The following is a 9,591-nucleotide window of genomic DNA, read 5'->3' as shown; positions in this document are numbered from 1 at the left end:
CTCGTGGGCTCGGAGATGTGTATAAGAGACAGCAAGTAGACGGCACGCGTTTTCCGTTTTCATGCGGCCGCCTTCGGGCGGCCGTATGCGTTTGGGCGGCGCGGCGTCCGCGCATCCGAAAGGGCGCAGCGCCGAAGCGCGCTACATGTAGAACGCCAACGGCGACATGCCGAAGTGCCGCTTGAAGATTGCGAAGAACGCGGTCCCGACCGCTGTAGCGATGTCTATCGCGGCCGTGAGTACCGTGTCGCCGAGACGCGCTTGCTATACGAGGGAGAATGTGAACATAAGACGTCATATAACAAAACCGCGTGGACAATTCGCATTCGGGCTCAAAATCTCGGCTTTGTTTCGGCTTCGCCTTGTGTTTTCGCGACGTTAGTCATATGATGACAGATCATATGGACTGCCGTCGCAGCGTCACCCCCTCGAGAATCCGCTCGTGAGAATTGCCGCCATCGAAGTCATTCGCCTGTCGCTCGCATTCGACGCGGGCCGCCGCCCCGCCGCGACGTCGGCACCCGCCGCGGACACCTACAATGCCGCCGACCGATCGCTGCGTCGGATGGAATCGCTGCTCGTCAAGGTCACCGACGAAGCCGGCCGCGTCGGCTGGGGCGAAGCGTTTGGCCATCTGATCAATCCCGTCACGTTCGCCGCGCTCGAAGGCCCCGTCGGGCGCTGGTTCCGCGGCGCCGAATTCGAACCGACGCCCGGCGGGATCGCCGCATTGCGCGACGCGGCCGACCGCGCGCTGCATGCGTTCGGACGAACCGGGCCGGTGCTGTACGCGCTGTCCGCGATCGATACTGCGCTGCACGACCTGTCCGCGCAGCACGCGGGGCAGCCGCTGTATCGCTGGCTCGGCGCACGGCGCGACGAGATCGACGTGTACGCGAGCCTCGTTAGCTACGAGAACGAGCCCGGCGAAGTCGCCCGCCACGTGCGGCGCGCATGGGACGAAGGGTTTCGGCGGATCAAGCTGCACGAGACTGAACGCGCGGCGATCGCGGCCGCCCGCGATGCATTGCCGGTTGGCGGCGAGCTGATGGTCGATGTGAACTGTCCTTGGACCGCGAACGAAGCCGTGCGTCGCGTCGGCGAACTGGCCGATCTCGGGCTCGGCTGGATCGAAGAGCCGGTATGGCCGTGCGACGACGCGCGCGCAATCGCGCGCGTGCGCGGCACCGGCGTGCGCGTCGCGGCCGGCGAGAACGCATCGGGCGTCGCCGGCTTTCGCAATCTGTTCGAACACGACGCCCTCGATGTCGCGCAGCCGAGCGTCGCGAAGATCGGCGGACCGACCGCGATGCGTGCGGTCATCGCGCTGGCTGCGCAGCACCGCGTGCGCGTTGTTCCGCATTGCTTCTACTTTGGCGCGGGCCTGCTGGCGACCGCACATCTGGTCGCGACGCTGCCGGTCGACGTCGCGCTCGAGATTCCGTATCTCGACTGGCCCGAACGACTGCATGACGCGCAGCGCCCCGGTGCGCGACTGCGGCTACCCGACATGCCGGGGCTCGGCTTCGTGCCGGACGACGCGGTACTGGCGCGCAATACGATTGCGCACGCAACGATCTGCTGAACAGCGCAGCCGCGCGTTGGAGCGAAGATCGCGAAGCGGTTGCCGGCATCGGCCGCGCGGTCGCAAAACATCGAACCGGGCACACGGCAGCGCCGCCCGCCCGGTCAACAGGAGACGACATGAAAACACGATACCGCTGGTGGGTCGGCGCACTGCTGTTCGGCGCCGGCATGCTGAACTATCTGGACCGCGCTGCATTGTCGGTCGTCGCACCGATCATCAAGCGCGATCTCGGCATTGGCGATGCGCAGATGGGCGTATTGTTCAGCAGCTTCTTCGTCGGCTATTGCGTGTTTTGTTTCGTCGGCGGTTGGGCTGCCGATCGTTTCGGGCCGCGCCGCGTGTTCGCGTGGGCGGCCGGCGTGTGGTCGCTGTTCTGCGGTGCAACCGCGCTGGCCGGGTCGTTCGCGCATCTGCTGGTCGTGCGCGTCGCGTTCGGGATCGGTGAAGGGCCGATGGGAACGACGACGAACAAGGCGATCTCGAACTGGTTTCCGCGTCGCGAAGCGGGGCGAGCGGTCGGCTGGACGAACGCCGGGCAGCCGCTCGGCGCGGCGATTGCTGCGCCGATCGTCGGCCTCGTCGCGTTGCAGTTCGGCTGGCGCGTGTCGTTTGTCGTGATCGCCGCGCTCGGCTTCCTGTGGCTTGTCGCATGGTGGCGGCTGTTCCGCGACGAACCTGCCGCGCATCCGCGCGTGTCGCCGGAAGAGGCGCGCGAGATCGCAGCGGATCGCGGCGTTGACGCAGTACACGGCACGCGCGACGTGCACGCAGCAGACGCGCACGCGGCACGTCCGCTGCTGCACTATCTGCTGTCGCGCCCGGTGCTCGGCGTCGCGCTCGCGTTCTTCAGCTTCAACTACGTGCTGTATTTCTTCCTGTCGTGGCTACCCAGCTATCTGACCGACTATCAGCATCTGAACATCAAGCAGATGAGCGTGGTCGGCATCCTGCCGTGGCTCGGCGCGACGGTCGGCTTCGTCGCCGGCGGCACTGTATCGGACCGCATCTACCGCCACAGCGACGACGTGCTGTTCGCACGCAAGATCGTGATCGTCGTCGGGCTCGGCGTCGCGGCGGCGTGCGTGCTGCTCGCGTCGCGCGTGAATTCCCTCGGTGCGGCCGTCACGCTGATCGCGATCGCGAGCCTGTTCGCGTTCATGGCGCCGCAAGCGTGCTGGTCGTTGCTGCAGGAAATCGTGCCGCGCGAGCGCGTCGGTGCGGCCGGTGGCTTCGTGCACCTGCTCGCGAATCTCGCCGGCATTCTGTCGCCGAGCCTGACCGGCTGGCTCGTGCAATACGGTGGCGGATACGCGGGCGCGTTCGTGCTCGCGGGCGCGTCAGCGCTGGCGGGCGCGGCGATTCTGACGGTCGCGGTGCGGCCGCGCACGGTCGCGCAGATGCGCGGCGCGGTTTAGTCGCGCGTATGCGCTCGCGCGGGTCGGCGCGTCGCGATTGCTCCGTGCCCACTGCAAAGGCAGCGCGAATTCCGCCGATCGAAAAGGGCGGAGCGGATGTGCGTTCATCTTCGAGCGCTGACGGCGCGACGGCGCGAGATCGTCGAACGGCTTGGCCGGATGCCTGAGCGCCCGAAGACGCGCTGCAACGGCTATGCCCTTGCGCGAGGCGGGACGAGGCCTCTCTCGTGGCATACGCGCAACGCGTGCGCAATATCGAAACGTGATTCTTCTCGCTCTCGCCCGCACACAGCACGCGCACACTTGCAATCCGCGCGGAACAACCGTCGGCATGACGTCGCCCGTTCCCAGCTTCCACGCCGCGCGACGACCTCCCGCCCACCCGCTGCAGCGTACCGCTGAACTTCCGCGCCTCTATCCGTTCTATCCGCTCACATGCCGCCCCGCGTCGACGCACGCGCGCCCGCATTGCAAAGACGCAGCAGGCATAGAACTTGCGCACCGCGCACGCTTTCCGCAACGCGCGGACGCGCACCGCGATACGAACGAAACCGCTTCGGAGGCTTGTGATGAAACGACTCTGGCTGCAGCGCGCAATCGCCACGATCGTCCTGTACGCAACAGTCGGCACCGCGGCGAACGCGGCATCGCCGGCCACGGACGTATCGATCCACCGCAGCGACTACGGCGTCACGCATGCCGGCCGCGCAGTAAGCCAGTACACGCTGAACAACGCGCACGGCGTGACGCTGAAAGTCATCACGTACGGCGGCATCGTGACGGCGCTCGAAGTGCCGGACCGAACCGGCAAGGTCGCCGACATCGTGCTGGGCTTCGATTCGCTGGCCGACTACGAAGCGCACAACGGCAACATTCATTTCGGCGCGCTGATCGGCCGCTACGCAAATCGCATCGCGCACGGGCGTTTCTCGCTCGACGGCAACACGTGGCAGTTGCCGCTCAACGACGGACCGAACACGCTGCACGGCGGGCCCGACAGTTTCGACGCGAAGGTGTGGACGGTCACCGCCGCGCGCAGCGACGGCCAGCGTGCGAGCGTCACGCTGCGCTACGTGAGCCCCGACGGCGAGAACGGCTTTCCCGGCACGCTGACGACGGACGTCACCTACACGCTGACGAACGACGACGTCATCCGCATCGACTATCGCGCGACGACGGACAAGGACACCGTCGTCAACCTGACGAACCACAGCTATTTCAATCTCGCCGGGCACGACAGCGGCAGCGTCGAGCGGCAATTGATCGAGATCGACGCGTCGCGCTTCACGCCGACCGACGCGACGTCGATTCCGACCGGCGAACTCGCGAACGTCGCCGGCACGCCGATGGATCTGCGCGCGCCCACACCGATCGGTGCGCGTTTGCGCAGCGCGTATCCGCAACTCGCGATGGCGCACGGCTACGATCACAACTGGGTGCTCGAACACGGCGGCGAAGCGGCGCCGGCGTTTGCGGCGCGCGCCTACGATCCGGCGTCGGGCCGCTTTCTCGCGCTATACACAACGCAGCCGGGGCTCCAGTTCTACACGTCGAACGGCCTGAACGGCAGCGTCGTCGGCAAGGGCGGTACCGTTTATCGGCAGACGGATGCGTTCGCGCTCGAAGCCGAGCATTTCCCCGATTCGCCGAATCATCCGTCGTTCCCGACGACCGTGCTGAAGCCCGGCCAGACGTTGCACGAAGTGACGTTGTGGAAGGTGGGCGCACGATGACGCGTGAGCGTCCTCCGACTCTCACGACAGCCGCCGCAGCACGCGCATCAAGTTCCGGTTGAACACGCGCGCCCCGAGGCCTATACTTAGCCGCATGGATAAGTATCAGTCGTCGATCGGCGACGTCTTCCACGCGCTGGCCGATCCGACGCGTGTGGCGATCGTCTGCGCGCTGGCGAGCGGTGCGCAGACGGTCTCAACGCTGGCCGCGCCGTTCGACATGGCGTTGCCTTCGTTCATGAAGCATCTGACGGTGCTCGAACGCAGCGGCTTGATCATCACGTCGAAGTCCGGCCGCACGCGCACCTGCGAACTACAGCCGCAGCGGCTGCAGCAAGCCGAGCGCTGGCTCGCCGAGCAGCGCGCGATGTGGGAAGCGCGATCCGATCGCATGGTCGAATTCGTCGAACGACTTCATCAACAGGAGCAAGCCGATGACCCGAAACGCCGCCGATAGCGCCGACTCGCGCGACCTCGTGATCACGCGCGTGCTGTGCGCACCGCGCGCCGCGTTGTGGCGCGCATGGTCGGAACCCGATCTGCTGAAGGTGTGGTGGTGTCCGAAGCCGTGGACCACCGACGTGCTCGCGTTCGATCTGAAACCGGGCGGCGCGTTTCATACGTTGATGAAAGGGCCGGACGGAGGCATCAGCGACAACCCCGGCTGCTTTCTCGAGATCGTGCCGCAGTCGCGTCTCGCGTTCACCTCGATGCTGACGGCCGGCTGGCGCCCGAATACGCCGTGGATGGGTTTCACCGCGATCATCACGATGACCGACGAAGGCGAGGGCACGCGCTATGTCGCGCACGTGATGCATCCGGACGACGCATCGCGCGAGCAGCACGAGAAGCTCGGCTTCTTCGACGGCTGGAACACGGTGATCACGCAGCTCGACGAATTGGCCTGCACGCTGCGCTGATGCGCGCTTTCGCGCTCGACGTTCGACGTTCGACGAGCGCGCGTCGCCGCATGCGGGGCGCGTTCGAATTTGCTTCGGGATCCGGACGATGGCATGAAGGGCCGCATCGCCGCCGGCGTTCGTGCAGGGCGACGGAACCCGAAAATCGCAAAAAACGACGTCACAACGCGAAATCGCTTGACAGTATCGTCGGTACCACGTATTGTCCGCCGTTGAAATCTTCAAGAAGCGCGATTGCTGCTCGTCATTGCCGCCTTGCCGCGGCATCTGTTGTCCTCTCCCTCCTTGACCCTTTTCCGGTGCCCCGTCGGCGGCGCAGCGCGACTGCATGCGTTTGCAATGCATTGCGACGCCACGTGACGGATATCGGCATCGTCGAACGGTTCAACGGCAACAACGGAACAGGCTCACGCGAGCCTGGTACACGTTCGTCCACGTGTTGCGGATTGCACTCGCTCGAATCGCCCGGTTCCCGAATTCATCGGGGCTGCCGGCGCGTTCTTGTCGCCAACACTGAGATATTTGAATCACCATGCAAGCAACGAATACCCAACATTACGGCGGCTATGCCGTCGCCCCTTCCGCTCATCGGCTTCCGGACGGAAGCTTCTCGTCGAACCTGACGCTGCGCCGCACCGGCTGCCGCGCCGAGCCGACGTGCTACGAGTTCTACTCGCTCGACTACTTCAGCAGCGAGGAAGCCGCGTTGCGCCACTCGGCGCGCTGGGCACGCAACTGGATCGATACGCGCGGCTGAGCGCCGCAGTCGGTCCGCGAACCGTTCGCGCTGCGCGCGCGTCGCATGCGGCGACGGCAGCCTCGCTGCGACGCCTTGCACGCGCCGCGCGACGCCGGAAATAACCCGCGCGCGCAGCGGCCGATGCGCGTATGATGAACTTCTCCGAGCCGCCGCTGCTGTTCGACCGCTCCCCCCTCCATCGGCTGTCTTTACCGCGTCGCGCCTCTGCCACGCGCATCGTCGTCCCGTTATCCCGTCCGCCGCGCCTGCATCGGCGCTACCGGCAGCACGCGCTCGTCCGCGCGATTCGTCGCCACGAGCCTCAGGAGTTCACCATGAGCATGCATCTCTATCGCGGATTCGAAATCTATCCGCTGATCTATCCGCACGTGCCGGCGCAGCTCGGCAGCGCGCACAACTACGACGCGGGCTTCGACGCCGCCGTGAAGATCTGCCAGCGCGGTGCCGGCGACATGCTGACGCGCAGCCAGACGTTCCGCCTCGCCGAGTTGTCGCCGTTCGATACGGCCGGCGATGCGCGCCGCGCGTCGCTGCGCTATGCGGAAACGATGATCGACGATAACCGCGACAAGCCGGGCTTTTTTGCCGACACGCTGTGACGCGACCGGCAACCCACCCTGGCCTTCGGAGGCAATCATGATCATCGACGATCTTCTCGATCTGATCCGGCGCGGCGAAGTAAGCGGAACCGATACGGCGCTGCCGTCCGGCGTCGGCGATTCGGCGCTCGCGCATCAGCAGGAGTTCCGGATGTTCGCGGCGGTACGTGCGCTAACGATCGGCTCCGGCTATACGGAGTTCGAATCCGACGAAATTGCGAGCGCCGTGATGACGCGGCTCGGCTGACGTTTTTCCCTTCAACGCTTCAACACAGGATCATTCATGACCAGCATCACGCTGAAAGCCAACGAGCCGATCGACGTCGCGCTCCGCCGGTTCCGCCGCGACATCGAGAAAACCGGGCTCATTCGCGAACTGCGCAGCCGCACGAGCTACGAGAAGCCGACGGCGATGCGCAAACGCAAGAAGGCGAGCGCCGTCGTGCGCCAGCGTGCGCGCGTGCGGCGCGCGCTGCCGCCGCGAAAGCTGTACTGATCTCGGCGTCCGGCCGCCTATCGTGCGCGGCCGCGGCGCCGCGCACCCGATGCGGCACGCAGGGTGGCTTCATTTCAACACTACTTGAAATATAGAAATGAATGCGCTATCGTGCCGCGCATGGATTCCAATCACGTCGTCCGCGCGTTGAGCGCGCTCGCGCACGAATCGCGGCTCGCGATTTTCCGTGCGCTCGTGGTGGGCGGCCCGAACGGCCTCGCCGCCGGTGAGATCGCGCAACGGCTCGGGCTGTCGCCGTCGGGCCTGTCGTTTCATCTGAAGGATCTGTCGCATGCCGGCCTCGTGCAGTCGCGGCAGGAAGGGCGCTTCGTGTTCTATACGGCGCACTTCGATGCGATGAACGGCCTGATCGGTTTCCTGACGGAGAACTGCTGCGCGGGCGCAAGCTGCGCGGCGAGCGACGCGCGCGGCTGCTGCCCGCCCGCGGCGAATCCGTCGTGATCTTCCGTGGAGCCGCGTGTGACCGACCGACCTTATTCGATTCTGATTCTCTGCACCGGCAACACGTCGCGTAGCGTGATGGCCGAGGCGCTGTTCAACGTCCTGGGAAACGGCCGGTTTCGCGCGTATAGCGCGGGCAGCCGCCCGGCGGGGGTCGTCAATCCGTTCGCGATCGAGCAGTGCGCGGCGCTCGGCTACGATACGTCGCAGCTGCGCAGCAAGAGCTGGGACGAATTCGCGCGGCCCGATGCGCCGCAGATGGATTTCGTGCTGACAGTGTGCGACGCGGCGGCCGGCGAAGCGTGTCCGGTGTGGCCGGGTCAGCCGATCACCGCGCACTGGGGATTCGAAGATCCGGCCGCTTGCGCAGGCAGCGACGACGAGAAACGCAGCGTATTCGACAAGGTGCGCCGCCAGATCGCGCACCGCGTGAGCCGATTCCTGGCGCTGCCGCTCGACGCGCTCGATCGCGACGCGATTCGGCACGCGATGCGCGCGATCGGCGAAGAGCCGGGGCAGGCATGCGATGAGCGGCACTGATACGACGCTCGGCGCCGCGCGTCCGGCCATCGGGTTTTTCGAGCGCTACCTGAGCGCGTGGGTCGCGCTCTGCATCGTCGCGGGCATCGCGCTCGGCCAGCTGTTGCCGGACGTGTTTCGCGCGCTCGGCCGGATGCAGGTCGCGCAGGTGAACCTCCCGGTCGGCGTGCTCGTCTGGGTGATGATCGTGCCGATGCTGGTCAAGATCGACCTGGCGGCGATGTCGCGCGTGCGCAGCCAATGGCGCGGCATCGGCGTCACGCTCTTCGTCAACTGGCTGATCAAGCCGTTCTCGATGGCGCTGCTCGGCTGGGTGTTCGTGCGTCACGTGTTCGCACCGTGGCTGCCGGCCGCGCAGCTCGACAGCTACGTCGCGGGCCTGATTCTCCTCGCGGCCGCGCCGTGTACCGCGATGGTGTTCGTCTGGTCGCAGCTGTGCGACGGCGATCCGTATTTCACGCTGTCGCAGGTCGCGCTCAACGACGCGATCATGGTCGTCGCGTTCGCGCCGCTCGTCGCGCTGCTGCTCGGGCTGTCGGCGATCACGGTGCCGTGGGACACGCTGATCATGTCGGTCGTGCTGTACATCGTGATTCCGGCGCTCGTCGCGCAATGGCTGCGCCGGCGCTGGCTCGCGCGCGGCGAGGCCTATTTCCGTCACGCCGTCGCGCGTCTTGGCCCGTATTCGATCGGCGCGCTGCTCGCCACGCTCGTGCTGCTGTTCGCGTTCCAGGGCGACGCGATCGTCGACGCGCCGCGCGTGATCGCGCTGCTCGCGGTGCCGATCCTGATCCAGGTCCTGTTCAATTCCGGTCTCGCGTATCTGCTGAATCGGCGGCTCGGCGTCGCGCACTGCGTCGCCGGTCCGTCGAGCCTGATCGGCGCAAGCAATTTCTTCGAACTCGCCGTCGCGACCGCCATCAGCCTGTTCGGCTTTCACTCGGGCGCGGCGCTCGCGACGGTCGTCGGCGTGCTGATCGAGGTGCCGGTGATGTTGTTCGTCGTCGGTGTCGTGAATCGATCGCGACGCTGGTACGAAGCGGCGCCGCAGACGCACCACGGCGCACGATGAACGGAC

Annotated in this window: 12 protein-coding genes; all 12 read left to right on the top strand. The window is 66.3% G+C overall.

Annotated elements, in window-relative coordinates:
• Window positions 1–442 precede the first annotated feature (442 nt).
• Window positions 443–1,585 carry a mandelate racemase/muconate lactonizing enzyme family protein gene (locus ACSHSS_RS25545; protein ID WP_035956994.1) on the top strand — a complete coding sequence of 381 codons (1,143 nt, stop codon included), beginning with the start codon at window positions 443–445 and terminating at the stop codon, window positions 1,583–1,585.
• A 119-nt stretch (window positions 1,586–1,704) separates the two neighbouring features.
• Window positions 1,705–3,003, top strand: a complete 1,299-nt coding sequence (locus tag ACSHSS_RS25540; protein ID WP_048994618.1) for an MFS transporter — start codon at window positions 1,705–1,707, stop codon at window positions 3,001–3,003.
• 569 nt (window positions 3,004–3,572) lie between these two features.
• Window positions 3,573–4,736 carry an aldose epimerase family protein gene (locus ACSHSS_RS25535; protein ID WP_048994619.1) on the top strand — a complete coding sequence of 388 codons (1,164 nt, stop codon included), beginning with the start codon at window positions 3,573–3,575 and terminating at the stop codon, window positions 4,734–4,736.
• 94 nt (window positions 4,737–4,830) lie between these two features.
• Entirely contained in the window at window positions 4,831–5,193 is a 363-nt protein-coding gene (locus ACSHSS_RS25530) for an ArsR/SmtB family transcription factor (protein ID WP_035957001.1), read from the top strand.
• Window positions 5,171–5,656 carry an SRPBCC family protein gene (locus ACSHSS_RS25525; protein WP_048994620.1) on the top strand — a complete coding sequence of 162 codons (486 nt, stop codon included), beginning with the start codon at window positions 5,171–5,173 and terminating at the stop codon, window positions 5,654–5,656. Before ACSHSS_RS25530 ends, ACSHSS_RS25525 begins: the two co-directional genes overlap by 23 nt.
• A 532-nt stretch (window positions 5,657–6,188) precedes the next feature.
• Entirely contained in the window at window positions 6,189–6,413 is a 225-nt protein-coding gene (locus tag ACSHSS_RS25520) for a hypothetical protein (protein ID WP_006402907.1), read from the top strand.
• A 317-nt stretch (window positions 6,414–6,730) separates the two neighbouring features.
• Complete coding sequence (locus ACSHSS_RS25515) at window positions 6,731–7,015, top strand: hypothetical protein (protein WP_006402908.1); 285 nt, start codon at window positions 6,731–6,733, stop codon at window positions 7,013–7,015.
• 37 nt (window positions 7,016–7,052) lie between these two features.
• Window positions 7,053–7,262: a hypothetical protein gene (locus ACSHSS_RS25510; protein WP_006402909.1), complete on the top strand. Its 210-nt coding sequence runs from the start codon at window positions 7,053–7,055 to the stop codon at window positions 7,260–7,262.
• Window positions 7,263–7,298: 36 nt separating this feature from the next.
• The gene (gene rpsU / locus ACSHSS_RS25505) at window positions 7,299–7,511 is read left to right on the top strand and encodes a 30S ribosomal protein S21 (protein ID WP_006402910.1); all 213 of its coding nucleotides are present in this window, start codon (window positions 7,299–7,301) and stop codon (window positions 7,509–7,511) included.
• Window positions 7,512–7,631: 120 nt separating this feature from the next.
• Window positions 7,632–7,973 carry an ArsR/SmtB family transcription factor gene (locus ACSHSS_RS25500; RefSeq protein ID WP_048994622.1) on the top strand — a complete coding sequence of 114 codons (342 nt, stop codon included), beginning with the start codon at window positions 7,632–7,634 and terminating at the stop codon, window positions 7,971–7,973.
• Between the two features lie 18 nt (window positions 7,974–7,991).
• Window positions 7,992–8,513 (top strand): arsenate reductase ArsC, encoded by a 522-nt coding sequence (locus ACSHSS_RS25495; RefSeq protein WP_048994623.1) that lies wholly within the window; start codon window positions 7,992–7,994, stop codon window positions 8,511–8,513.
• Window positions 8,500–9,585, top strand: coding sequence for an ACR3 family arsenite efflux transporter (gene arsB / locus ACSHSS_RS25490; RefSeq protein ID WP_048994624.1), 1,086 nt, complete (start codon window positions 8,500–8,502; stop codon window positions 9,583–9,585). The genes ACSHSS_RS25495 and arsB overlap by 14 nt, the downstream gene beginning before the upstream one ends.
• Window positions 9,586–9,591 lie beyond the last annotated feature (6 nt).

It is taken from the genome of Burkholderia sp. BC1, assembly GCF_052683555.1.
The sequence above is the reverse complement of the archived record's forward strand: the minus strand, read 5'-3'. Positions and strand labels throughout refer to the sequence as shown.

Excerpts from the sequence above, each read along its gene's own strand:
- ACSHSS_RS25540 (WP_048994618.1), top strand. The coding sequence starts at position 1,705 with ATGAAAACACGATACCGCTGGTGGGTCGGCGCACTGCTGTTCGGCGCC.
- ACSHSS_RS25535 (WP_048994619.1), top strand. The coding sequence starts at position 3,573 with ATGAAACGACTCTGGCTGCAGCGCGCAATCGCCACGATCGTCCTGTAC.
- ACSHSS_RS25530 (WP_035957001.1), top strand. The coding sequence starts at position 4,831 with ATGGATAAGTATCAGTCGTCGATCGGCGACGTCTTCCACGCGCTGGCC.
- ACSHSS_RS25525 (WP_048994620.1), top strand. The coding sequence starts at position 5,171 with ATGACCCGAAACGCCGCCGATAGCGCCGACTCGCGCGACCTCGTGATC.
- ACSHSS_RS25520 (WP_006402907.1), top strand. The coding sequence starts at position 6,189 with ATGCAAGCAACGAATACCCAACATTACGGCGGCTATGCCGTCGCCCCT.
- ACSHSS_RS25515 (WP_006402908.1), top strand. The coding sequence starts at position 6,731 with ATGAGCATGCATCTCTATCGCGGATTCGAAATCTATCCGCTGATCTAT.
- ACSHSS_RS25510 (WP_006402909.1), top strand. The coding sequence starts at position 7,053 with ATGATCATCGACGATCTTCTCGATCTGATCCGGCGCGGCGAAGTAAGC.
- rpsU (WP_006402910.1), top strand. The coding sequence starts at position 7,299 with ATGACCAGCATCACGCTGAAAGCCAACGAGCCGATCGACGTCGCGCTC.
- ACSHSS_RS25500 (WP_048994622.1), top strand. The coding sequence starts at position 7,632 with ATGGATTCCAATCACGTCGTCCGCGCGTTGAGCGCGCTCGCGCACGAA.
- arsB (WP_048994624.1), top strand. The coding sequence starts at position 8,500 with ATGAGCGGCACTGATACGACGCTCGGCGCCGCGCGTCCGGCCATCGGG.